The following is a 23,422-nucleotide window of genomic DNA, read 5'->3' as shown; positions in this document are numbered from 1 at the left end:
TAAATGTAAATATGTATGAAAAGAGAAAAACGAGTAATCGTCTTTCTCTTTTTTTAACAGTCATATTATATTTCTTCGTCAAAATTTGACTTCCTGCTATTATATTATGGCTGTATTGACAAATTTTGAGGTACTTTTTATTTTATCATGAAATACCTGTCATACGGTTAACTTTTTCATCTACTGGTACAACTGCGTCATGAAGGTGCTGTTCTAATTCATCCGTATAAGCTTTTGTTTGCTCAGGCGTCCACTTTAACTCTTCGGCCATATGAGCAATCACTTGTTTTTTCCAGCTTCTTACCCAATTGATATCAAAGAATAAAGCGCCCGTACGTCTAATAAAGAAGTCCACTGGTTTTGAAACCATTTCTTCTTCTATGCCATATTGAATTTGCAGAAATACACTAGCTGGAAGGTCGCTGTTTTTTAGCTGATCCGGACGTTCAATCATGTAGCGGTATACTTTATCTACGTTTGAGCCATAGCGTTTTACAAGCTTTTCAGCAGCGTCACGTGATAACCCTAGTTTGATGCCTTCTTTGACTTTTTGCTCTACAAACGTTGGGAACCCACCTGAACCTCCTACATTACCTCCAGAAATCGGTAAATGTTTAGTTTGACAGCTTTCAAATTCGCGTCCTTCTGCTTTAAAATCTTCAGCTACGCGATTTACGACAATTTCAGCCATTTTACGGTACCCAGTTAATTTCCCTCCAGCGATCGTAATTAAACCTGATTCCGATGTCCAGATTTCATCTTTACGCGAGATTTCAGAAGGGTCTTTTCCTTGTTCGTGAATAAGTGGACGAACACCAGCCCAGCTTGATTCCACATCGTCTACTGTAAGATCAACCGTTGGGAACATATAGTTAATCGCATCAATAACATATTGACGGTCTTTTACAGTCATACGCGGATGTCTAGCGTCTTCTTTATAGACCGTGTCTGTTGTGCCCACATATGTTTTTCCATCACGCGGAATTGCAAACACCATACGTCCATCAGGTGTATCAAAATAAATGGCTTGTTTTAACGGAAAGCGCTCTTGATCAATAACTAAGTGAATTCCTTTTGTTAATTGAAGCTGCTTGCCTTTTTTTGAATTATCTTTTTCACGCAGCGTGTCCACCCATGGACCTGCAGCGTTGACGATTTTTTTCGCATAGATATTATATTCTTTATTCGTAAGCTGATCACGAACAACAGCCCCTACTACTTTTCCTTTATCATAAATGAAGTTTTCCACTTTTGTGTAATTGACTAAATCTGCTCCTCTTGCGGCAGCTTCTTTAGCTACTTCAATTGTTAAACGTGCATCATCTGTTTTATATTCAACGTAGTAACCGCCGCCTTTTAAGTCTTTAGATTTCACCAATGGCTCGCGGCTAAGCGTTTCTTGTGCACTAAACATTTTGCGGCGCTCTGAGCGTTTTACACCAGCTAAGAAATCATATACGCGCAGTCCGATTGAAGTTGAGAATTTACCGAATGTTCCACCCGTATGGAAAGGTAACAGCATCCACTCCGGAGTCGTTACATGAGGGCCATTTTCATATACGATGGCACGTTCTTTACCAACTTCAGCTACCATTTTAACTTCAAACTGTTTTAAATAGCGTAGGCCGCCGTGAACAAGCTTCGTTGAACGACTAGATGTTCCTGCTGCGAAATCCTGCATTTCAACTAATGCCGTTTTCATACCTCGATGAGTCGCGTCAAGGGCAATACCCGAACCAGTAATTCCCCCACCAATTACTAGTAAATCATATTGATTTTGTGTCATGTCTACCAATTTATTCGAACGTGTTTGACTTGAAAACATACGTCATTCCCCTTTCATTTTTCAAAGATATCAATTTTTTCCAATATACCAAAAAGAGAGACCACAAATCACATATATAGTATGCCTACATATGGATCTGTGGTCTCTCCGATTCTCCAACCAATTTATTAACTTGAGTAAATTATATCATACATGCACTTTTAATTAAAGGATTTTTATCAAATAATTACTTAAAAGCCATTGTTGCATGCACGGCTTTTTTCCAGCCGCTATATAATTCTTCACGCTTTTCTTCTTCCATATTTGGTTCGAAAGATTTTTCCATATTCCACTGCTGCGCAATTTCATCGCAATCTTTCCAGTAGCCAACCGCTAGACCCGCTAAATATGCTGCCCCAAGAGCTGTTGTTTCATTCACTTGAGGACGCTCAACCGGAACGTCTAACACATCACTTTGGAACTGCATTAAGAAATTATTCTTAACTGCTCCTCCGTCTACACGCAGTGTTTTTAATGTAATTCCAGAGTCGGCTTCCATTGCACTTAATACATCTCTTGTTTGATAAGCTAGTGATTCAAGCGTTGCACGGATAAAGTGTTCTTTTTTTGTACCACGAGTCAATCCAAACATCGCTCCCCGTACATCGCTATCCCAATATGGCGTTCCAAGTCCTACGAAAGCCGGCACGATATATACGCCGTCTGTAGACTCTACTCGCGTTGCATAGTTTTCAGTTTCAGCCGCATTTTTAAACATTCTTAAACCGTCCCGAAGCCACTGAATAGCAGATCCTGCTACAAAAATACTGCCTTCAAGCGCATATTCTACCTTACCGTTAATCCCCCATGCTAATGTAGTTAACAAACCGTGATCGGACTTAACTGCTTTTTCACCCGTATTCATTAACATGAAGCAACCTGTTCCATACGTGTTCTTCGCCATTCCTTTTTCATAGCACGCTTGTCCGAATAAAGCGGCTTGCTGATCTCCTGCTGCTCCCGCAATTGGAATACTCTGACCGAAGAAGTGATAATCTACTGTATGAGCGTATACTTCAGAAGAAGGCTTTACTTCTGGAAGCATAGATTTCGGTACTCCTAAAATATCTAGCAGTTCATCATCCCATTTTAAATCGTAGATATTGAACATAAGCGTACGGGATGCGTTTGAGTAATCCGTTACATGCGCTTTTCCACCTGATAGCTTCCAAATTAACCATGTATCGATTGTTCCGAATAACAATTCACCGTTTTCTGCTTTTTCTCGTGCACCTTCTACGTTATCTAAAATCCACTTTACTTTTGTTCCAGAGAAGTATGCATCAATTAATAATCCCGTTTTGTCGCGGAACGTATCGTTTAATCCTTTTGCTTTTAACTCTTCACAAATGCCAGACGTTTGTCGAGACTGCCATACAATTGCATTGTATACTGGCTTTCCTGTTGCTTTTTCCCATACTACTGCTGTTTCACGCTGATTGGTAATTCCAATTCCTTCGATTTGATCAGCATGAACACCTGACTCAGATAAACAAGATGCGATAACTGCTAAGATAGAACCCCAAATTTCACTTGCATTATGCTCTACCCAACCTGGTTTTGGAAAGTACTGTGTAAACTCTTTTTGAGCTACATGTACAACTTCACCTTTTTTATTAAATAACATTGCTCGTGAGCTTGTCGTTCCCTGGTCTAAAGATAAAATAAATTTTTCCATATCAATATCCCCTATTCTCTGTATAGTGTCGTTTCTTTATTGTACATAGTTAGATGGTAAAGCGCATTCATTTTTTTGGTACTACTGCTGATTGAATTTGTGCTGCCTTTTGTTTAGAAACAGCGTAGATAACAGCTAAAACAATCACCGCAATGCTTAAGACAATCCATAAGCTGCTAGACATTTTATTTAAGAATGCCGCTTGATAAAATACTGCGCCAATTGATCCGCCTACTAAAGGACCCACTACTGGCACCCAAGCGTATTTCCAGTTCGAGCTGCCTTTGCCAGGTATCGGCAAGATAGCATGAGCAATACGAGGTCCTAAATCACGAGCCGGGTTGATGGCATAGCCTGTTGTTCCTCCTAATGATAAACCAATACTTACGATTAAAAATCCTACTACTAACGGATTTAATCCATCTGTAAATTTATTTGCTCCAATTGCTAAGATTCCTACTACTAATACAAACGTTCCAATTGCCTCACTTAAAACGTTTGCAAATGGGTTAGCAATTGCTGGCCCCGTTGCGAATACGCCTAATTTTGTACCAGCATCTTTTGTTTCTTTCCAGTGTGGAAGATAGTGTAAATAAACAACTGTTGCACCAAGAATGGCTCCAATAAACTGAGCTAAGATGTAGATCGGTACTTGTGACCATGGAAAATCACCTGTAATAGCAAGCGCTAAGGTTAACGCTGGATTTAAGTGTGCCCCACTCATATTACCAACCGCATATGCTGCCATCGCTACTGCCATTCCCCATCCCATTGTGATAACAATCCATCCTGAATTAGCAGCAAACGATTTTTTTAAATTGACGCCCGCACATACACCAGCGCCAAGGATAATTAAAATCATTGTTCCAATTATTTCTCCTAAGAATGCTTGCATATAAATAACCTCCCCTTTGTATGAAAACAATTAAAGTAACAAGAAAATAAGAAAATCCACCATACATCCCCCTAATAAAATCATTAAAAGGCTATACCGTGGATCTCCTATTCTCCCTCACATCTATTAACTTATCTAGAAGTTTACTAGATGATGAAAGCGTTGTCAAACAGTTTTTTTAAGTTGAAATACTCCACAGTTCTCTATTTGATGTTGTAACAGCAGAAGCCCCGGCTTCTAAAGCATTATGAACTTCTTCTGCCGTTCGTATTAAACCTCCAGCTAACACCGGAATGCCCGTTTCAGCTTTAACTTCTTGGATTAAAGTGGGCACAATTCCAGGAAGAAGCTCAATATAATCCGGTTTTACTTTCTTCATTAACTCATAGCTTTTCTTCAAAGCCGTGCTGTCCAATAAAAAGACCCGCTGAATGGCATAAATCCCTCTTTGTTTAGCTTTTAAAATAACGTTTGTTCTTGTCGAAATAATTCCCGCAGGCTTAAACTCCTGACACAAAAAATCAACCGCATATTCATCGTGCTTTAAGCCATGAATTAAGTCTAAATGAATAATTAGCTTTTTTTCATGCTTATGGACTTCTTTCATAATTCCTTTTAGCATGCCCACTTGATTGTCTAAAAGAACTCCGTACTCATAATTACTTGCTAAAAACTTTTCCAATTGCTTCATATCTCGAACAGCGGGTAATACCGATTGTCCATGAAAACTCATGTTTTCCCCTCTTTTCCATGGTTAGTCCACAAAATTCATTGTAATAGTTTTTATTATGGCAAAAGTTGAAATAAAAAACACCATGCATTTGCATGATGTTTTTAGAAACTGCGTTATTTTTTATATTTGATATTGTAAACGTCATGGCGTCGGTCTTTTAATTGACGAACCGTTCCTGATTGACGCTGGCGGCGAAGAATTTCTAAATCTACATCTCCAATAACCACCATTTCAATATTAGGATTACATTCTCCTACAATACCGTCTCGTGCAAATTCAAAGTCAGACGGTGCAAAAATAGCAGACTGAGCGTACTGAATATCCATGTTTTCTGTTTCAGGCAGGTTTCCAACTGTACCTGCGATAACCGTATAAATTTGGTTTTCGATCGCGCGCGCCTGAGAACAGTATCTTACGCGCAGATAGCCTTGACGGTCTTCTGTACAGAATGGCGTAAAAATAATATTTGCACCTTTATCGGTAGCAATACGAGCAAGCTCCGGAAATTCGATGTCATAGCAAATTTGGATGGCAATTTTACCGCAATCTGTATCAAACACTTCAACTTTATCTCCTGGGCTAATTCCCCACCATTTTCTTTCATTAGGTGTAATATGCACTTTATACTGCTTTTCAATTGTTCCATCTCGGCGGAATAAATACGCAATATTAAAGATATCTCCATTATCTTCTTCGACGAAGTGGGATCCTCCAATAATATTTACGTTATATTTAACCGCCAAGTTAGTGAATAGCTCAATGTACTCTTCCGTATATCCTGCTACGCGCTGAACCGCTTTGCTTGGAATCTTTTCGTTCAAGAAAGACATTAGCTGAGTTGTGAAAATTTCCGGGAATACGCAGAAGTCGGCTTTTGCGTCATAAGCAACATCTGTATAATATTCTACCTGTGTTGCAAACTCTTCAAATGAATTGATCTGTTTCATCATATACTGAACAACACAAATACGCACTGGGAATGACGTTTTAAAATGGCGTTTTGAACGGCGAACGTAATCTACGTTGTTCCATTCCATCAGCGTTGCATACTTATTAGAAGCTAGATCGTCAGGAAGATAACCAGGGTTTATACGCATAAGCGTAAATCCGTTCATTAGCTGAAAAGATAGGACTGGATCATAAATTTTATGATGAATAACTTGCTCTACATATTCTCTAGGCGACATTTCAGCTGAATGCTTATGGTAATTAGGAATTCTTCCGCCGATAATGATACTTTTCAGATTCAATTCACGTGCTAAATCTTTACGCGCTTCATACAAGCGGCGTCCTATTTTCATGCCGCGATACTTTGGATGAACCATTACTTCAATTCCATACAGATTGTAGCCTTCCGGGTTATGATTTGTAATGTATCCTTCGTCTGTAATATCGTCCCACGTATGCTGATCATCGTACTCATCAAAGTTCACAATCAAGCTTGAACAAGATCCGATAATTTCCCCGTCGTACTCTGCACATATTTGTCCTTCTGGAAAAATGGCCAGGTGACTTTCAAGCTGTTCTTTTTTCCACGGATCCATTCCCGGGAATGATAGTTTTTGAAGTGCTAAAATTTCATCTATATCGTCCGGTTTGATGTTACGAATAATCATTTTTTTCTCGAATTTTGATAAATCTATTGTAGACATACGCTAAAACAACCCTTTCTCTCTCTTCATTAGGCAATTAGTTTCCCTGTTTTTTATTATAATAAACATTATTAAAAATTCAAAAAATGAAGTTGAGACATAACGAAATAAATCCAATCTAAAGACGAACAAATGAATACATTAGCTCTTATGAATAGCTTGTGACCACGCTTTTGGTTTCCGTCCAACACTTCGCTTTCCGCGGGAGTCTTTGCCTTTCTCTCCCATCAACTGCTAGAAGGAACAAAACAGATGAAACCTGCGTTCACCATAATAAAAAAACGAACCACCAATCAAACATGTTGATCAATGGCTCGTTTTTCACTTAGGCTAAAATACTATTGTTTCAGCCTTATTTTCTATTTGCAAATATCTAATTTTATGGATGTTTTTTTATTAGGATAATTTTCAATAAATCCTGGTCCTAAAGAGACTTTAATGCCATTTATTTTATATACATTATAGCGTTCACCGCGATTTAACGTACGAATCTTTACCCATTTTCCTTTTTCTTCTTTTAACAAAACCATCGGTGATTGAATCGTTACAAAACCAATTTGGCCTTTTGAGAGCTTTTTCGTTTTACAAAGATTCTGGACGACTGGAGCACTGCTTACTTTGTATTTGTTTTTAACAGCGATCGAATCAAAACTTTGAGAATGAAATTGACCAATAACCACTTTTGTACCGGTTTGAACGCGGTCAAACAGCCAGCGTACCTCTTCATCATACATACGAATGCACCCTGAACTTGCATAAGTCCCGATAGAACTTGGATTATTATTTCCATGAATAGCATACGTCGTTCCATATGTTCCCCGCGCATTTAATCCTAGCCAGCGATCACCTAGCGGATTCCTAGGATCTCCTCCCCGAATGTTGTCTTTATAATAAGGCCGGTTTTTAATTTTATTTACAATGCTAAAGGTACCCTCTGGTGTATAACTCATCTGCCTCCCTGTCGCAACTTTGAACGTCCTTACTAATTTTCCTCCATCATAAAAAGCAAGGGTGTTAGTAGATTTATTAATAATAATAAGTTGATTTGACGCCGCAGACGCATTGCCTGTCAGACCCATCCCCGCGAGTAAAAAAATAAGCCCAACAAAAAAAACAGCCACCTTTTTCATTTATTGACTCCCCCAATTTCTCTTATATCTATATAAGAAAAGTATAGGATGAAAGGCAAACCATCAGAACACTTTTTACCTTATAAGTCAAAATACAATAAAATCTTTCACGCACCCCTTTTTACTGACAAGAAGCAATAAATGTACATAACAAAAAAACGGCCCTTTAAAGGACCGTTTCATTTGTATTTAAAGCTTCACTTCAACTTTTGCATTTTTCTTAAGTTCTTCGACTTTTTTCTCTAATGCTTCTTGTTTCTTTTGTTGTTCAAGCTGCTGCTTAATTTGAGGCTTTACGTCTTCAAGCTTTGGCATTTGAGATTGTTCTTTACCGCCGCTTGCTTGACTTTGGCTTTGTTTTGCAAATTGATCGTAATAATCTTGAATTTCTTTATCCGTTACTTCTGGTGTTTGGATGTCTTTATCTACGTACTGCTGATATTTAATGCTGTCAGCCAGCTCAGACTTTAATTGTGATTGAGTTAGTCCTGCATCTTTTAAAGCCGCTTTAAACTGTTTATCTGTTTTGAACTGCTTTTTCGTTTCTTTTAACTTTTTATTTACTTCTTCATCAGTTGCTTTATAGCCTTTGTTTTCAGCCTCTTGCAATAGCAGCGTTTGACCTACTAAATTGTCAATTGTTTGCTGCTTTACTTGTTTAGCTGCTTCTTTAGATGTTGGGTCTTGTCCCATTTGTTGATATTGGGCTTGTGATGAAGATAATGCCGCATTATATTCTTCACCAGAAACTTTTTTACCGTTTACAACTGCTACGGTTTTCTTCTCATCTACTTTTTGTTTATCTAATTTCTTCTGCATTTCTTTTGCTTGCTTTTCCTGCTTTTCCTGAGCCTCTTTTTGCTTCTCAGTTTGTGCAGTTTTCTGATCATCACTTTTTGATTGCTTTGCATCATCGTTCGAACCGCATGCTGTTAAAGCTGCAGCAATTAACCCAATGAGCAATGTATACATCAGTTTTTTCATGATTAATCTCCTTTCATAATCCCAAACGATTATTAGCTATTCGAAAAAATCATCTAGGGGGCATTGTATATGATATAGGCGTAAAAAGAAACCATTTAGGCTAATTTTAAACATATGTAATAAGATTGAAACGTTCTGTAATCTTATGAAAGGTAAACAATTTCGTTTATACGACCTGTCTAATCATAACATTATTCAGTATGATTTACATAATTTACAGAAAGTTATTCATCGTACATTCTTTTCTTTAAAGCTTTCTTTACATTAAAGATGACAGTATTCGATCACATAATCTCATCGTTTTTACATTGTCACTTCCACTGGAAAGAAGTTCTTTATCACTTGTACAACACTCAATGAAATGAGCCATCTCTCCAACAAATCCACGAAGGTAAAGATCTCGATATGCTCCTGACATTGGAGAAGCAGTAGGTGTAAACACACGGTCGTTTTCTTTTAATGACTTCCATGGTAAATCATCAAAAGTCTGAGATTCGTGAATAGTCAATGCGTTTACTTCATCAGCAAAAGCAAAGCCATTGTCAAATGTCACTAATAAGTTTTCGCTTTCGCGAGACCACGCTGTCATGCCAGTAAAATACAGGCTTCCTACCGTACCGTTTTCAAACTTCAGCGAAATACTATTTGAAATATACTCACCATGATTATTTCTAAACCCTGTCACGTGAACGACTTCGCCGAACAAGTGATGGACAAGATCAACAATATGTATGGCAGCAAGCTTCATAAACTGCTCTTCATCTTTACAAAAAGGGGTACTGTCTACAGCAAATCTCGCTTGAAATGAACGGACGTTTCCAAGGTTTCCTTCTTCAATTAGCTCTTTTAGTTTTATATAGCAAGGTGCATAGCGCTTCATAAAACCTACCATTACTTTTATGCCAGCTTCCCTAGCAGCATCTGAAATCTCTTTTGCTTCTCTTTCATTCATCCCCAAAGGTTTGTCCACATAAACATTTTTTCCCGCTCGAATGCAATCAAGCACCAAAGCAGGATGATCTTCAGGCTGTGCCACAACTACTACTCCGTCGCACTTTTCCTGCTTCAGCATTTCCTTATAATCATCGTATGGCGTACCGCTGCTCCCAAATCGCTGAAGAGCAGCTTTTGATCTTTCCATACTGCGTGTGGAAATTGCTTTAATTTCTGCTCCCGCTTCAATAACGGACGGATAAATGTTCGTCGATGCGTGAAAGCCTGCACCGATAAAACATAATTTTGCTTTTGTCATGTTTTCGCTCCTATTTGTTTTTTGTGATGGATTTATACAAGTTTGACCATATCACAAGCTCTTTTTGAATGTCTAATAGAAGTCTGAAATATATGATTAAAAAGAAAAAAAGCATGTGATACATGCTTTTTTTCTTTAATTTATGTATGAATTATAAAACGATTCATACGAATACGTAATCAAATTGTTTTCTTTTGCAAAACATTCAATGGAAATAGGGAATAAAAACCCGTATTTTTTTAAAATTGCAATATTTTTTTCGAATTGCTCGCAGTCGCTTTCTTCAATCGGCCGATGTTGAATCGCTTCAATCACGGCAATTATTGTCTGAAGGCTACTAATGACTTGCAATGCTTCATCGAGTAAGCCATTATATAAATGGTCTGTACAATAATCTGGATTTAATAATTCATCAGGATTAAGCTTATCTACAGATACATACCGAGGTAACAAGTCATAGCGAAGCTGTTCAGTCAACTCTTCTATGTAATTCTCCATTTCTGGCGGAGCTGCTTGGGCAATTTTCATGGTTACCCCCCCTTTTTTCTCTTAACTTATGTCTCTTTATTTAGCATAACATAAACATAAAACGAGAACTTCAGGTAGTTATTTCCTCCTAATTATTTACAAGTTCTTTTAAAAGATTAAAGGATATTTACTAGTATGTAAGGAAGGGATTAAATATGAGTATACACGGCCAATGGCTAGAAGATAAAATCGCAAAAAATGATGCAGGGCAAACAATTGAAGATTATTTAAAAACGAAATGGCATATTCCTAAAAAAACGTTGCATCAGTTTCGGATGAATAAAAATGTGCTTATAAACGGTGAGCCTTTACCATGGAGAAACACTCTTAAGGAAAATGATAAAGTGTCACTCCCTTTTTTTGAAGCAGAGCCTAATGAAATAACACCTTACAATGTTGATATAGAGATTTTGTTTGAAGATGAGCACGTACTAATCGTAAACAAACCAATAAACCTAGATACTCATCCTTCATCAGAGCAAGACCAAAAAACTCTTTTAAATGCTGTAGCTGCTTATTTTCAAAAAATAGGCCTCAAAACAAAGCCTAGACACGTTCACCGTTTGGACAGCGATACATCAGGTGCTATCTTATTCACGAAGCATTTTGTAGCAAGCTCTGTGTTTGATCAGCTGCTGGCTGAACGTAAAATTAATCGGACTTATATTGCCCTCGTCCAAGGAATCATAAAAAAAGAGGACGGAATCATCAATGAACCCATTGGACGCGATCGTCACCACGCTACAAGAAGAAGAGTATCTAGAACGGGGCAAGCTGCCAAAACACGTTATCGGGTGTTAAAACGCAATACAGCAAAAAACGAAACGCTTATTGAACTTTCGCTCGAAACCGGACGCACTCACCAGATTCGTGTTCATATGAGTCACATCGGCTATCCATTACTTGGTGATACTCTTTATGGAGGAAAGAGATTAAAAGAGCAGCAGCAAGCTTTACATGCCATTAAGCTTTCTTTTATACATCCGTTTACACATCAGCGTGTGTCAGCTGTTGCACCTCCAACTCAGCAAGTCTTTTTACCTTACATCAAGTTGCTTTCCTATTAAACATAAAAGAGAGGTTAAGACATAACCAGCTAAGGGCAAACAAATAGAAGAAGTGCGCTGAACCGCTTGAGACACCTACATGAAACCTGCGTTCACCATATCAATAAAAAAATCCGAACGAGTTGAATTCTTTATCAAGAATCTCAATTCATCGTTCGGATTTTCCTTTAACTAAAATACTTTTCTTCTAACCTCTTTTTTCTATTGAATTTTAAACTGACGAATCAAGTTCGCCAATTCTTCACTAATCTCTTGCAGATGTTCAGCTGATTGAGAAACAGTAGAAATAGCTCTAATTTGTTCTTCTGTAGAAGCGGTAATTTCTTCAGTTCCCGCTGCTGATTGCTGTGCAATAGCTGCTATGCTTTGAATTGCCGCTACCACGTCTTCTTTATGGTCATCGATACTGTCCATGCTGCTTGTCACATGTTCGACAGCCGCCGCCACTTGTTCAATTGTAGTTGCAATTTCATGAAAAGCTCGTTCTGTATCTCCTACCACAAAGTCTTGAGACTTTGAAAGCTCTTCTGTACGGTTGCATTCTTCACGCGCAGCAGCGACTTCCCCTTGAATCGCTGCAATCGTATGGCGAACTTGTTCAGTGGCCTGAGAGGACTGTTCAGCAAGTTTTCGCACTTCTTCAGCTACTACCGCAAATCCTTTGCCATGTTCTCCTGCACGAGCTGCTTCAATACTAGCATTTAATGCAAGTAAATTTGTCTGATCTGAAATACTATTAATGGTGAAAATAATAGATTCAATTTTTTTCATCTTATTTGTTAACTCTTCCATTACAGCTTGAACAGCGTGAATCGTTTGAGACGATTCAGTAGTTTGGTTGCGAAGGAGCTGCATCTGTTTTAAACCTTTTTCATTGATGCTTACAGCTTCAATCGTCATTTTATTAATCTGTGCATTTTGTTCAATGACTTCTTCAATTTGCGAAGATAAACTCATCGTTTTATGATTAGTAGAGTCAGCATCAGAAGCTTGCTGCGTGGCACCGCTGGCAATCTCATGGATAGCCCGGCCGATTTCCTCACTGGATGCAGTTGCTTCTTCAGACACGGCACTCAAGTCTTCAACAGACGTTTTTACTGTCTCAACAGACGTCTGAACCGTACCAATCAATGTTTTCATTTTGGCTACCATATCATTAAACAAATGAGTAAGCTCACCGATTTCATCTTTTGACTTCGTCTTCACCTGAACCGTTAAATCGCCAGCTGTTACTTTGGCTACTTCATTTTTCAAGCGGCGAATCGGATTAGTAATAATTCTTGAGAAGAAGACGGTTAACACCACTGATAATAAGATGCCAATTAACGCAATCCAGACAATAACAGTCAGTAAATGATGAGCGCTTGAGAGCATTTCATTATAAATAAAGGCATTTCCTATCTTCCAATTCGTCCCTTCGAGAGTATCATATGCCATCACTCTCTCTTCACCTTGAAAGGTATACTTCATGAAATCTCTATTCCGGTCTGCTCCGTACATTTTTTTCATAAATGGCTGATTCATCAAATTTTCCCCAGCTTCTGTTGGATGAACGAGCGCTGTGCCATTTTGATCAAATAAAAATGCATACCCACCGTGATTTACTTCTGCTTTACCTACAATGTTTTTTAATGCATCTAAGTCTAAATCAGTAGCTATAACGCCCAGCACATTTTTAGTATCTGGATCTAAAATAGCCTTTGCAATTGTCACGACCGTCTTTTTTGTTGCTGCATCTTCATATGGATCCGTATAAATAACCTCATTAGGTGATTCTACTGCTTGTTTGTACCATACCCTTGAAGTCGGATCATAGTTTGAACCAAACTCTTGTTTAGGAACAGAATACATTCCTTTATTTTTAGTGCCTATGTATTCAAGTGCCAGGTTTGGATACTTTTCTTTAAACTGCGTAAACTCTTTTTGAACTGTGTTCCATGTAAAATACGGATTTTCCTCTTGGTTTGTTTGATCTCCTTCCAGCTTAACAAAATTAACAATTACATCGTTTTCACTATACGTCAGCAAAGAACGACTATACATGTCTAAGTACGTATGAATGGTTTCTTTTAACTCTTTCACTTGACTTTGAGACTGAACTTCTACATCTTGTTCTATTTGCGTTTTGGTAAATTGATAAACAGCCCCTGAAACAACTAATAATAAAATAGCTATAAAAATACTAAAAAATACTACGAGCTTTGCACTTAACCTCTTCATTCCCTCACCCTTCTACAAAAATCTTTATATTACTAATAACGGCTTTTCATTTTCATTTTTGAAGAAGTTTTTGTGATTTATTTCAAATTCCCGCAAAATAAAACCAGCGCATCCTTTCACAATGAAAGAACGTGCTGGTCTTATTTTTGCTTTTCGTATGCATCAGGTTCAATATGAACAAGCGTATCTTTAATTTGATGCTCATCGTTCATCATATGTTCAATTTGATCAGCAATTTCATGGCTTTTGATAACATTTAAATGGGGATCTACTTTAACCGTTACATCAATCACGACTTGATTACCAAGCTTGCGCGCTTTCACATCTTCTACTTCTTTTACACCTTCTACAAGCTCGATGCTTTCTTTGTAGTGCTCTAACTTTTCTTCATCAAACCCGTCCGTTAAGGAATGAGCCGCTTCTTTAAAAATCTCGATGGCTGTTTTACAAATAATAATTCCCACAGCAAAAGCAGCTACCACGTCCAGCCAGGGCAAGCCGAATTGTGAGCCCAAAATTCCCACAACAGCCCCTATACTCACAAGTGCATCAGACAAATTATCTTTAGCAACCGCATATAAAGACTGGCTATCAAGTTTTTTAGCAAGCTTAATATTATATCGGTAGACACCACCCATAACAGCAGCTGCTCCAAGACCTACCCAAGCAGCCAGTAAATTAGGCGCTTCAGATTTGTCCATAAATAATGACTGACCCGCATCGACCAATACTTCTAGTCCGATGACCATCATGATAAAAGAAGCAATAAGTGAAGAGATATGTTCCGCTCTGGAATGTCCATAGGGATGATCATTATCGCGAGGTTTTTTAGAAATTTTTAAGCCGATTAAGACGGCAATGGATGCAATAATATCTGTAACATTATTAAGACCGTCGGCTTTTAATGCAGAGGAAGCGGTGATACCCGCAATAGTAAGTTTACATGCCGATAAAAAGATATATGATAAGATACTAACCCAAGCGCCTTTTTGGGCTTGCTCATAGTAGTTCTCCATCCCTTCAACTCCTTTATTAAAAATAAGCAAACTTAGTGTAACAAATGGATTTCGTGTGGGTCTATAGAAACATTATTGGCTGCTAACATACAAATAGAGAATGTTAAACTCTTTAGCTTTCTGCAAAACAAGTTGCCTTTACTCAACACTTTAAACGTTTAAGATCTTTCTAAATGTGGCACTTCATGTAGAAGAACCTTTTTTAAATCACCCTGTAAAATTGTTTCCTATTTTTTAAGGTGTGATTTTTATCACAGCCGAGGGTATTTATTCTTGTTACACTAACATTGTGAAAAACATCACAAAATAAAATTCAAAGGATGATACAAATGAAAACACAATTTACGCCAAAAACACGAAAAGTTGCTGTAATTGGAACCGGATTTGTTGGCTCAAGCTACGCTTTTTCAATGGTGAATCAAGGTATTGCCAATGAATTAGTGTTAATCGATATGAACAAAGAAAAAGCAGAAGGTGAAGCACGTGATATCAATCATGGAATGCCATTTGCCACACCGATGAAAATCTGGGCTGGAGATTATAAAGACTGTGCTGACGCTGATTTAGTAGTTATTACAGCGGGCGCTAATCAAGCTCCAGGGGAAACACGCTTAGATCTAGTTGAAAAAAACGTTAAAATTTTTGAATGCATTGTAAAAGATATTATGAACAGTGGATTTGACGGCATCATTTTAGTGGCAACAAATCCAGTTGATATTCTCGCACACGTTACACAAAAAGTATCAGGATTACCAAACGAACGGGTAATTGGTTCAGGAACGATTCTTGACACAGCTCGCTTCCGCTACTTGTTAAGCGACTATTTCGAAGTAGATTCTCGCAACGTCCACGCTTATATTATGGGGGAACATGGAGATACGGAATTTCCTGTTTGGAGCCACGCGCAAATTGGCGGTGTGAAGCTCGAACATTTTATCAATACTGCCGCTATTGAAAAAGAACCCGATATGCAGCATCTATTCGAACAAACCCGCGATGCGGCTTACCATATTATTAATCGAAAAGGAGCGACTTATTACGGAATTGCAATGGGGCTTGTACGCATTACCAAGGCTATTTTAGATGATGAAAATTCTATTTTAACGGTATCTGCTTTATTAGAAGGACAATACGGTATTTCTGATGTGTATATCGGCGTACCAGCTATCATTAATAAAAACGGCGTGCGTCAAATTATTGAATTGAATTTAACTCCTCACGAACAGCAGCAGCTCGAGCACTCTGCTAGCATTCTTAAGCAAACTCGCGACAGAGCTTTTGTGTAACATCTAAAGATTTTTGCGGGGGACTCCCCCCCGCTCCCTTGTTTTAAATATGTAGTAGAGGTGTATGAATATGACGTGGACTCAGGTATATAATCCGTTAAATAATATTTGGCTTTCTGCACTAATTGCACTCATCCCCATTATCTTTTTCTTTATTGCTTTAACTCTTTTGAAATTAAAAGGACATATTGCTGCCGGTATTACGGTGCTTCTTTCTATGATTATTGCTATTTATTTTTATGATATGCCTGCCTCAATGGTCTTAGGAGCCACAGGCTATGGGTTTCTGTATGCACTTTGGCCCATCAGCTATATTATTATCGGAGCGGTGTTCTTATACAAGCTAACTGTCAAAAGCGGACAGTTTACTACCATCAGACAATCTATTATTTCAATAACCGATGACCCCCGCTTGCAAATGCTGCTTGTTGCTTTTTCCTTTAATGCTTTTTTAGAAGGGGCAGCGGGATTTGGAGCTCCGATTGCCATTACAGCAGCGCTTCTAGTTGGACTTGGGTTCAAACCGTTAAAAGCAGCGGCGCTATGTTTAATTGCTAATACAGCTTCAGGAGCGTTTGGCGCCATGGGGATTCCTGTTATTGTCGCAGGACAAGTATCTGGCATAGATCCAAAAGAAATTGCTCATTTTCTTGGCACGCAGCTTCCGATTATTTCTTTTCTTATCCCTTTTTTACTTGTCTTTATTATGGATGGGATAAAAGGATTAAAAGACGTATGGAAAGCAACGAGCATCACAGCCGTTTCCTATGCACTGACACAGTATTTAACTGTTACATACATCGGCCCTGAACTTCCAAATATCACATCTTCTATTGTGAGTTTGCTTGCTCTTGCTTTTTATATTAAACGAACAAGCCCGGCAGCAGCTAAAAGCTTCAGCCTGTCACCAAAACAGATTTTAAAGGCTTGGTCTCCTTTTATTCTCTTAACGATACTCGTTACGGCTTGGAGCATTTCTTTTGTCAAAACAATGCTTGAACATATGAACCTGCTTATTAACGTCCCATTTTTACACAATCACGTAATTAAAGCAGCGCCTTTAGTAAAAGATCCTACGCCTTATGCTGCTGTCTTAAAAATAGACGTATTTGCAGCAACAGGTACAGCAATTCTTATCGCTTGTGTCCTTTCAGTTTTCTTGCTTAACGTATCACCAAAAGTGGCATGGACCACTCTTTTAGAAACCGTAAAAGAATTATCAAGACCTATTATTACTATAATGATGGTCATTGCTTTTGCCTTTATTTCAAATTATTCAGGTCAGTCTTCTACACTTGGATTGGCGCTCGCTACATCGGCTGCTTATTTTCCATTTTTATCACCATTCCTTGGCTGGATTGGCGTATTTCTAACGGGATCTGTCGTATCAAATAATGCGCTGTTCGGCAACTTGCAGCTAACTACAGCTCAGCAAATTAATGTCTTGCCAGTTATTCTCGTAGCAGCTAATACTGCCGGCGGCGTAATGGCTAAAATGCTTTCTCCTCAATCAATTGCCGTCGCTGCCGGAGCAGTGGGACTGGCTGGAAAAGAAGGTGAACTGTTCAAATACACGCTCAAATACAGCATGGGATTTTTGATACTAGGGGGATTTGTTACCTTTTTATTAGCTTGGTGGTTATGATAAAAAAGCGCTAAAAAACTGTTATTATCGTGTTTCTTTCATTTAAACAAACGTTTGATTATATAAAAAAGTCCCCAGTTAGCGCTGGGGACTTTTTTTATTCTGAAATAAGTAAACCTATATTGCCAAATTGTTTTCCTTTATCTAATCGTTCGCAAGCTGCAGCTACCTCTGACAGCGGATAGAATCGATCGATGATTGGTTTAATTTGATGTTTCTCTATAAAATTCATCATGTCCACAAATTCTTCCTGACTTCCCATAGATGTGCCAAGTATATTGAATTGAGGATAAAAAATAGTTCTTAGAGGCAATTCAACTTCATTTCCAGAACTCGCCCCAAAATTAACAATTCTTCCATTTGGCTTTAGTATTTCAAAATACGTCGGAAATAAAGCTGCCCCTACACTATCAAGTATAATATCTACTTTTCTATCGTTGATTTCTTCTGTTAGGTTACTTCTACTGTCTAATGCATAATTCGCTCCATACTTTAGGGCTTGCTTTCTTTTTTCATCACTTCTAGAAGTGACTGTTACGTTAGCTCCGATAGCTTTTGCGAATAACAATCCATAGGTCGCGACTCCGCTTCCTATACCGGGAATAAGTAGATGCTCTCCTTTTTTTAATTGGCCTTTTGTAAATAGAGCTCTATAAGCAGTTAAAGCGGATAGTGAAAGAACCCCCGCCTGTTTCCAAGATAGATAAGGCGGCTTTTGCACAACGTTCTTCGCTTGTATGATTACATACTCTGCAAACGTCCCATTCGGTGGAACACCTAAAATTTTAGGCGTAAACGGAATGTCCTCTATACGATCCCACTCCAGACTTGGATTAATGATCACTTCCATTCCAGTTTTTAAACCTTTTACATCTTCCCCGGCTTCTTCTATAATGCCTGCACCGTCTGAACCTGGGATAAAAGGCTTATCTCCTTTGCCTCGATTACTCATAACGAATAAATCTCTTCGGTTTAAACCTGCTGTTTTTAGCCTTACTTTTACTTCTCCTCTTTCAGGGTGCATCTCCTGAAGATCTCTGTACTTCATGCCTGCTATTCCACTTTTTTCACTATGTATAATGCCTTTCATCATTTCGCCTCTTTTTAATCTACTCTACTAAAAACCTCAAAACCTAAAAAGAAATATGCCTAAAAAAGGAAAACAAACTTTTAGAATCGATCTTTCACCGTTTTATCTTTATTTTTCTGTATCGTAAAGGTATTAAGCTTCTTTTATTACAGTTTTGTTACAAACAATCCTTTTGTAACAAAAAGATTAAAAAGTAGAAAGAAACGCCTAAAAACATTGATGAATCAGCATTTAACTGGTGATTCCCTTACTATATCTATTTTAGAAACTACTAAAAAACTAAAAAAATTTAAGAAAAAAAGACAAAACACTTTCTTTTGTTACAGATTTATTGTAATATAAATGTAACAAAAGAAATATAAAACACATAATTGTTACATAAATAAGGTTAATTAATTAGGAGTGAGTTAGAAATGAAAAAAATTGGACTAGTTTTATCATCAATCGCTATTTTCTTTACACTAAGCACTGGAGTTACAGCACAAACAACATCTACAACACTAACGGATGCAAATGCTGTCAAAATTGCAGCTAGTGCCAGCAATCATTTCTGGAGTGCTCTGCACGGTTATAAAAACAAACCATGTACAGAACGTACATTTGAATATAAAGGAACTGATTACGTGTATCTTTGCCCTGAATTTGATACAAAAGCTGAGCTATCAAGCTACTTATCTGAGACATTTACAAATAGTGCAGTAGAAAAAGGATTAACAAATTACGGCTATATCACATATAACGGCAAACTTGCACATCCAATCGGCGACGGATTCAGCATGTTAGAGTGGTCAAAAGCAAAAACAAAGCTTGTGTATCAAACAGCAACGGTTCGCTCTTATGAATTCACAGTTCCAACTGTAGATGGCGGCAGCGTAAAACGCACTGTCACATTCTATAAATCTAATTCTCAGTGGAAAGTAAATAAATTTGACGCTGTTCAATAATAAAAAAAGCAGGCCTGCTTGAGCAGACCTGCTTTTTTCTTTTTTATCGATAACATAAATAAAACTTCTACTTACAGCGCTCTAATAGCTGTAAATAGAAGTTGAGATCACAAGTTTAAGTAAATCAAATTTTGTCGAATCCTGTAGAAACAGTGATAAGTTACGTTTTATATTACAGGCTAAATTGCTTATTGTCAACATAATTCAGCAAAAAGATAGGGCAATATATTCAGAGCATAATAAAGACATTAACTTGGATTTTGTTCATGTTCCTCTGGGTTATCATGTACAGGATGAGCGCCTGGAAATAATCTTTGCGCTTTTTCATGAAGATTTTTGTTTTCATAATTAAATGCGCTATACGTTCGCTGCCCTTCTTCCCATGAAGTAGATTTCCCCAGTTTTTGATTAACAGGAGAACCGAAAGGACCGTCTGGAAATTCTTCAGCGGTTATATACTCATGGCTTTTTTCTACTGTAGAGAAATCATCATACGATGGTTGTTTGTCTTCTTTCAATGATTCCACCCCTTCTTTCTAGAAGATTTTCTACTAGTATGCACACTTCTTTGTAAAAAACCCTCTTAAATTAGTCTAAATCAGGGTATGATAACTATACATTTATTTTTAAAAGGAGTTGAACAGCTTGGAACCTAGACCTCAGAAAGGAACTTTTTTCCGAGAAAAAATCTTAAATAATAAATTTGTTGTATATACAATTATTATTTTTATTCTCAGCATGACTATTTTTTCGTTATCAAAAATCGGATTTATTTTAATTCCTATCTCTATTTTTATTAAAACAATCGCACTGCCGATTATCTTAGCAGGAATTTGCTTTTATTTATTTAATCCGCTTGTTGACTTTTTAGAACGAAAAGGTGTAAAACGAATTATTTCCATTCTTGTTTTATACATAGTGATTATCGGCGCATTAGCCATTATTATTTCATCGGTTATTCCGCCTCTAAAAAATCAAGTTGACCGTCTTATTGATAATATCCCAGAGCTGACGCATGACGTTCAGCATGCGGTGACGAACCTTTCGAATAACCGATATGTCGAACAAGGTCTTCAGTCGGCTAACACGGACCTAGATAAGATTTCAAAAGATGCATCAAAACACTTGAGTAAATATGTTTCTGGATTTTCAAGCGGGATTGTGAACTTTGTCGGCACCATTACAGAAATTATATTATCGGTTGCCGTTTTACCCTTTATTCTTTTTTACTTATTAAAAGATGGGAAAAATTTACCTAATTACATTGTAAAACTGCTTCCAAACCGCTCTCGTTCTGAAGCTAAATTCATTTTAGCCGACATGAACCACGCATTAAGCGCATATATTCGCGGGCAAATTTTTGTTGCGATTTGTATAGGTGTACTGCTTTTCATTGGCTATCTGATTATTGGGTTAGATTATGCATTACTTCTAGCGATTATCGCCATGGTAACCAACGTTGTGCCTTACCTTGGTCCTATTATCGCCATTATCCCAGCCATTATTATTGCGTTTATTACCTCTCCTTTCATGCTTGTAAAACTAGCCATTGTCTGGGCAGTTGTTCAATTGCTTGAAGGTAAAGTAATATCTCCCCAAATTATGGGAAGAAGCCTAGACATTCACCCGATTACAGTCATTTTTGTCATTCTAACCGCCGGAAACTTATTCGGAATCATCGGTATCATTTTAGCTGTCCCTGGATATGCCGTTTTAAAAGTTATTATTACGCATATTTACCAATTCATCCGTTTGAATTCGACTATGTATCCAGATAAAAAAGCATAATAAAAAGCCCATCGATTTTCGATGGGCTTACCTTTTTACTTTTGTTCTTCTTCATCTTCACGATCAAACCAAAGGAGCTCTTGATCATCTTCATCTCCATTATAGTTGATGAGAATTTCTTCTCCTGCTTGGATATCCGTATATGCATAAAAATCAAAGGTATGATTGTCAAAATTAATTTCATACGTAGCATTGGGTGTATACGAGTGATTAAACAGCATACCGTATCCCAAAAGAATAGCCGTATGATTCACTCCATATTCAAAAGCATAATCCGCTAGTGTTGTTTTCTCAATAAAATCATGCTCTTTATTAGGATAAGCGATAACAGGAGCTTCGTGAATAAGCGTTCCTTTTTTAATATCTTGCTTAGCAAATACACCTCTATTAAATTCTCCGTCGCTTATCGCAGACACTTTTATTTCGATCATATTCGTCACCTATATATTCTTTCCTTTAAGATTTTTTTCTTTCTTAAGCTTGACAGTTTCTAATGGGGAAATCAACTGTTTTTCATAACCACTTGAATATAAGCTGAAGGAGCGCTTATCATGCACACTTGTGTAAGCACTTACCTTGTTAGAAACATGCAATTTGATTTTATTTTAGACATGGGAAAGCAATAACCTTGCGCATAGCGCTTTTTTGAGCCATTCAACATGTGAAGAATCGTTTTTCTCTGTGATATAATCGTTTATGCTGCTTTTTTATGTTAATCTATCACTCTTATTACCAAATTTATCTCATGTTAGAAAGAAGGTTTTAAATGAACTTAAATCATGACAAAGATGGTGTAACGTATGCAGTCCTTTCTTATCTTATGTGGGGGCTCACGCCAATTTATTGGAAGCTGGTTCACCACGTAGCACCGGGGGAGATTTTAGCTCAGCGCGTTTTTTGGTCTTTTATTTTTATGCTTACTCTTTTATTGATAACAAAGAAATGGCGTACATACATTACGTTTGTAAAAGAAATAATGAAAAAACCATCCTTATTCTGGTCCCTTTTTACTGCGTCTGTACTTATTAGTGCAAATTGGGGCATTTTTATGTGGGCTGTCATTGATGGAAAAATAGTAGAAGCGAGCCTTGGACAATATATTAATCCCCTAACAAGTGTTTTATTAGGTGTTATTGTCTTAAAAGAGAGATTAAGCGGGGCTCAAATTTTTGCCTTTATACTAGCAGCGATCGGGGTATTAACACTCAGTCTTCATTATGGTGTGGTTCCTTGGATTTCACTTAGTTTAGCTCTTACTTTCGGATTATATGGTTTGGCAAAGAAAAAGATTAAAGCTGATTCAACAATTGGATTAACTCTTGAAACGATGGTCGTCTCCCCTATTGCATTAGCATACATAAGCTACCTCACGTTTCAATCACACCTGCAGTTTTTTGATTCTTTTTCAACAAGTCTTTTATTAATCGGAAGTGGAATGGTCACAGCTCTACCACTCTTATTATTCACAAAAAGTGCTAAAAAAGTATCATTATCAATGCTTGGTATTCTTCAATATATTTCACCAACCTTATCTCTGCTAGCAGGAGTGATTCTGTACCATGAATCGCTAACAAAAGCTCATGTTATTGCTTTTAGTTTTATTTGGTTAGCTCTTATTGTTTATACGTTTTCATCTATTACTAAATGGGGGAACAAAAAACAAATAAGAAATAAAGTGGAGGCCTAACA

At 37.5% G+C, this 23,422-nt stretch carries 20 protein-coding genes; 6 read left to right on the top strand and 14 right to left on the bottom strand.

What is annotated here, in order from left to right; translation table 11 throughout:
• Window positions 1-145 precede the first annotated feature (145 nt).
• From LJC66_RS02495 to LJC66_RS02455, 9 genes are all read right to left on the bottom strand, one after another.
• The gene (locus LJC66_RS02495; RefSeq protein WP_195695465.1) at window positions 146-1,825 is read right to left on the bottom strand and encodes a glycerol-3-phosphate dehydrogenase/oxidase; all 1,680 of its coding nucleotides are present in this window, start codon (window positions 1,823-1,825) and stop codon (window positions 146-148) included.
• A gap of 187 nt (window positions 1,826-2,012) precedes the next feature.
• A complete protein-coding gene (gene glpK / locus LJC66_RS02490) occupies window positions 2,013-3,503 on the bottom strand; it encodes a glycerol kinase GlpK (protein ID WP_195695466.1) in 1,491 nt (496 codons plus the stop codon).
• A gap of 67 nt (window positions 3,504-3,570) precedes the next feature.
• Window positions 3,571-4,398 (bottom strand): MIP/aquaporin family protein, encoded by an 828-nt coding sequence (locus LJC66_RS02485; RefSeq protein WP_195695467.1) that lies wholly within the window; start codon window positions 4,396-4,398, stop codon window positions 3,571-3,573.
• 178 nt (window positions 4,399-4,576) lie between these two features.
• Window positions 4,577-5,131 (bottom strand): glycerol-3-phosphate responsive antiterminator, encoded by a 555-nt coding sequence (locus tag LJC66_RS02480; RefSeq protein WP_028412593.1) that lies wholly within the window; start codon window positions 5,129-5,131, stop codon window positions 4,577-4,579.
• Window positions 5,132-5,244: 113 nt separating this feature from the next.
• Window positions 5,245-6,783, bottom strand: a complete 1,539-nt coding sequence (locus tag LJC66_RS02475) for a carbon-nitrogen hydrolase family protein (protein ID WP_195695468.1) — start codon at window positions 6,781-6,783, stop codon at window positions 5,245-5,247.
• A 359-nt stretch (window positions 6,784-7,142) separates the two neighbouring features.
• The gene (locus tag LJC66_RS02470) at window positions 7,143-7,913 is read right to left on the bottom strand and encodes a L,D-transpeptidase (RefSeq protein WP_195695469.1); all 771 of its coding nucleotides are present in this window, start codon (window positions 7,911-7,913) and stop codon (window positions 7,143-7,145) included.
• 189 nt (window positions 7,914-8,102) lie between these two features.
• The gene (locus LJC66_RS02465; protein ID WP_013055258.1) at window positions 8,103-8,897 is read right to left on the bottom strand and encodes a SurA N-terminal domain-containing protein; all 795 of its coding nucleotides are present in this window, start codon (window positions 8,895-8,897) and stop codon (window positions 8,103-8,105) included.
• A 259-nt stretch (window positions 8,898-9,156) separates the two neighbouring features.
• Window positions 9,157-10,149 carry a Gfo/Idh/MocA family protein gene (locus LJC66_RS02460; protein WP_230931740.1) on the bottom strand — a complete coding sequence of 331 codons (993 nt, stop codon included), beginning with the start codon at window positions 10,147-10,149 and terminating at the stop codon, window positions 9,157-9,159.
• Window positions 10,150-10,284: 135 nt separating this feature from the next.
• Window positions 10,285-10,677 (bottom strand): DUF5365 family protein, encoded by a 393-nt coding sequence (locus tag LJC66_RS02455; protein ID WP_129706044.1) that lies wholly within the window; start codon window positions 10,675-10,677, stop codon window positions 10,285-10,287.
• 155 nt (window positions 10,678-10,832) lie between these two features.
• Between LJC66_RS02455 and LJC66_RS02450 the strand changes: the two genes are divergently transcribed.
• On the top strand, window positions 10,833-11,744 hold the full coding sequence (locus LJC66_RS02450) for an RluA family pseudouridine synthase (RefSeq protein ID WP_230931739.1): 912 nt from the start codon (window positions 10,833-10,835) through the stop codon (window positions 11,742-11,744).
• A gap of 201 nt (window positions 11,745-11,945) precedes the next feature.
• Here LJC66_RS02450 and LJC66_RS02445 read toward each other — a convergent pair whose 3' ends face one another.
• Both LJC66_RS02445 and LJC66_RS02440 read right to left on the bottom strand, forming a co-directional pair.
• Entirely contained in the window at window positions 11,946-13,964 is a 2,019-nt protein-coding gene (locus tag LJC66_RS02445) for a methyl-accepting chemotaxis protein (protein ID WP_195695472.1), read from the bottom strand.
• A 140-nt stretch (window positions 13,965-14,104) separates the two neighbouring features.
• Window positions 14,105-14,980, bottom strand: coding sequence for a cation diffusion facilitator family transporter (locus tag LJC66_RS02440; RefSeq protein WP_195695473.1), 876 nt, complete (start codon window positions 14,978-14,980; stop codon window positions 14,105-14,107).
• Between the two features lie 329 nt (window positions 14,981-15,309).
• Between LJC66_RS02440 and LJC66_RS02435 the strand changes: the two genes are divergently transcribed.
• Together LJC66_RS02435 and LJC66_RS02430 are read left to right on the top strand one after the other, a co-directional pair.
• Window positions 15,310-16,266: an L-lactate dehydrogenase gene (locus tag LJC66_RS02435; RefSeq protein ID WP_013081626.1), complete on the top strand. Its 957-nt coding sequence runs from the start codon at window positions 15,310-15,312 to the stop codon at window positions 16,264-16,266.
• A 64-nt stretch (window positions 16,267-16,330) separates the two neighbouring features.
• Entirely contained in the window at window positions 16,331-17,911 is a 1,581-nt protein-coding gene (locus tag LJC66_RS02430; protein ID WP_195695474.1) for a lactate permease LctP family transporter, read from the top strand.
• Window positions 17,912-18,008: 97 nt separating this feature from the next.
• On the opposite strand, the gene LJC66_RS02425 is transcribed toward LJC66_RS02430, so the two are convergent.
• Window positions 18,009-19,001: a zinc-binding dehydrogenase gene (locus LJC66_RS02425; protein WP_230931760.1), complete on the bottom strand. Its 993-nt coding sequence runs from the start codon at window positions 18,999-19,001 to the stop codon at window positions 18,009-18,011.
• A 413-nt stretch (window positions 19,002-19,414) separates the two neighbouring features.
• Between LJC66_RS02425 and LJC66_RS02420 the strand changes: the two genes are divergently transcribed.
• Window positions 19,415-19,945 (top strand): IseA DL-endopeptidase inhibitor family protein, encoded by a 531-nt coding sequence (locus LJC66_RS02420; protein ID WP_028410237.1) that lies wholly within the window; start codon window positions 19,415-19,417, stop codon window positions 19,943-19,945.
• A 248-nt stretch (window positions 19,946-20,193) separates the two neighbouring features.
• On the opposite strand, the gene LJC66_RS02415 is transcribed toward LJC66_RS02420, so the two are convergent.
• A complete protein-coding gene (locus LJC66_RS02415; RefSeq protein WP_014461729.1) occupies window positions 20,194-20,463 on the bottom strand; it encodes a hypothetical protein in 270 nt (89 codons plus the stop codon).
• 127 nt (window positions 20,464-20,590) lie between these two features.
• Here LJC66_RS02415 and LJC66_RS02410 point away from each other — a divergent pair, with 127 nt between their 5' ends.
• On the top strand, window positions 20,591-21,733 hold the full coding sequence (locus tag LJC66_RS02410) for an AI-2E family transporter (RefSeq protein WP_013081622.1): 1,143 nt from the start codon (window positions 20,591-20,593) through the stop codon (window positions 21,731-21,733).
• 35 nt (window positions 21,734-21,768) lie between these two features.
• On the opposite strand, the gene LJC66_RS02405 is transcribed toward LJC66_RS02410, so the two are convergent.
• The gene (locus LJC66_RS02405; RefSeq protein WP_013055247.1) at window positions 21,769-22,164 is read right to left on the bottom strand and encodes an SET domain-containing protein; all 396 of its coding nucleotides are present in this window, start codon (window positions 22,162-22,164) and stop codon (window positions 21,769-21,771) included.
• Window positions 22,165-22,499: 335 nt separating this feature from the next.
• Between LJC66_RS02405 and rarD the strand changes: the two genes are divergently transcribed.
• Window positions 22,500-23,420, top strand: a complete 921-nt coding sequence (rarD, locus tag LJC66_RS02400) for an EamA family transporter RarD (RefSeq protein ID WP_195695475.1) — start codon at window positions 22,500-22,502, stop codon at window positions 23,418-23,420.
• The last annotated feature ends 2 nt before the right edge of the window (window positions 23,421-23,422 follow it).

Source organism: Priestia sp. TSO9 (assembly GCF_021029645.1).
GTDB lineage: Bacteria > Bacillota > Bacilli > Bacillales > Bacillaceae_H > Priestia > Priestia megaterium_E.
The sequence above is the reverse complement of the archived record's forward strand: the minus strand, read 5'-3'. Positions and strand labels throughout refer to the sequence as shown.

Excerpts from the sequence above, each read along its gene's own strand:
- LJC66_RS02435 (WP_013081626.1), top strand. The coding sequence starts at position 15,310 with ATGAAAACACAATTTACGCCAAAAACACGAAAAGTTGCTGTAATTGGA.
- LJC66_RS02475 (WP_195695468.1), bottom strand. The coding sequence starts at position 6,783 with ATGTCTACAATAGATTTATCAAAATTCGAGAAAAAAATGATTATTCGT.
- LJC66_RS02405 (WP_013055247.1), bottom strand. The coding sequence starts at position 22,164 with ATGATCGAAATAAAAGTGTCTGCGATAAGCGACGGAGAATTTAATAGA.
- LJC66_RS02485 (WP_195695467.1), bottom strand. The coding sequence starts at position 4,398 with ATGCAAGCATTCTTAGGAGAAATAATTGGAACAATGATTTTAATTATC.
- LJC66_RS02455 (WP_129706044.1), bottom strand. The coding sequence starts at position 10,677 with ATGAAAATTGCCCAAGCAGCTCCGCCAGAAATGGAGAATTACATAGAA.
- LJC66_RS02450 (WP_230931739.1), top strand. The coding sequence starts at position 10,833 with ATGAGTATACACGGCCAATGGCTAGAAGATAAAATCGCAAAAAATGAT.
- LJC66_RS02480 (WP_028412593.1), bottom strand. The coding sequence starts at position 5,131 with ATGAGTTTTCATGGACAATCGGTATTACCCGCTGTTCGAGATATGAAG.
- LJC66_RS02440 (WP_195695473.1), bottom strand. The coding sequence starts at position 14,980 with ATGGAGAACTACTATGAGCAAGCCCAAAAAGGCGCTTGGGTTAGTATC.
- LJC66_RS02465 (WP_013055258.1), bottom strand. The coding sequence starts at position 8,897 with ATGAAAAAACTGATGTATACATTGCTCATTGGGTTAATTGCTGCAGCT.
- LJC66_RS02430 (WP_195695474.1), top strand. The coding sequence starts at position 16,331 with ATGAATATGACGTGGACTCAGGTATATAATCCGTTAAATAATATTTGG.
- LJC66_RS02495 (WP_195695465.1), bottom strand. The coding sequence starts at position 1,825 with ATGTTTTCAAGTCAAACACGTTCGAATAAATTGGTAGACATGACACAA.
- LJC66_RS02425 (WP_230931760.1), bottom strand. The coding sequence starts at position 19,001 with ATGAAAGGCATTATACATAGTGAAAAAAGTGGAATAGCAGGCATGAAG.
- LJC66_RS02460 (WP_230931740.1), bottom strand. The coding sequence starts at position 10,149 with ATGACAAAAGCAAAATTATGTTTTATCGGTGCAGGCTTTCACGCATCG.
- LJC66_RS02445 (WP_195695472.1), bottom strand. The coding sequence starts at position 13,964 with ATGAAGAGGTTAAGTGCAAAGCTCGTAGTATTTTTTAGTATTTTTATA.
- LJC66_RS02420 (WP_028410237.1), top strand. The coding sequence starts at position 19,415 with ATGAAAAAAATTGGACTAGTTTTATCATCAATCGCTATTTTCTTTACA.
- glpK (WP_195695466.1), bottom strand. The coding sequence starts at position 3,503 with ATGGAAAAATTTATTTTATCTTTAGACCAGGGAACGACAAGCTCACGA.
- rarD (WP_195695475.1), top strand. The coding sequence starts at position 22,500 with ATGAACTTAAATCATGACAAAGATGGTGTAACGTATGCAGTCCTTTCT.
- LJC66_RS02470 (WP_195695469.1), bottom strand. The coding sequence starts at position 7,913 with ATGAAAAAGGTGGCTGTTTTTTTTGTTGGGCTTATTTTTTTACTCGCG.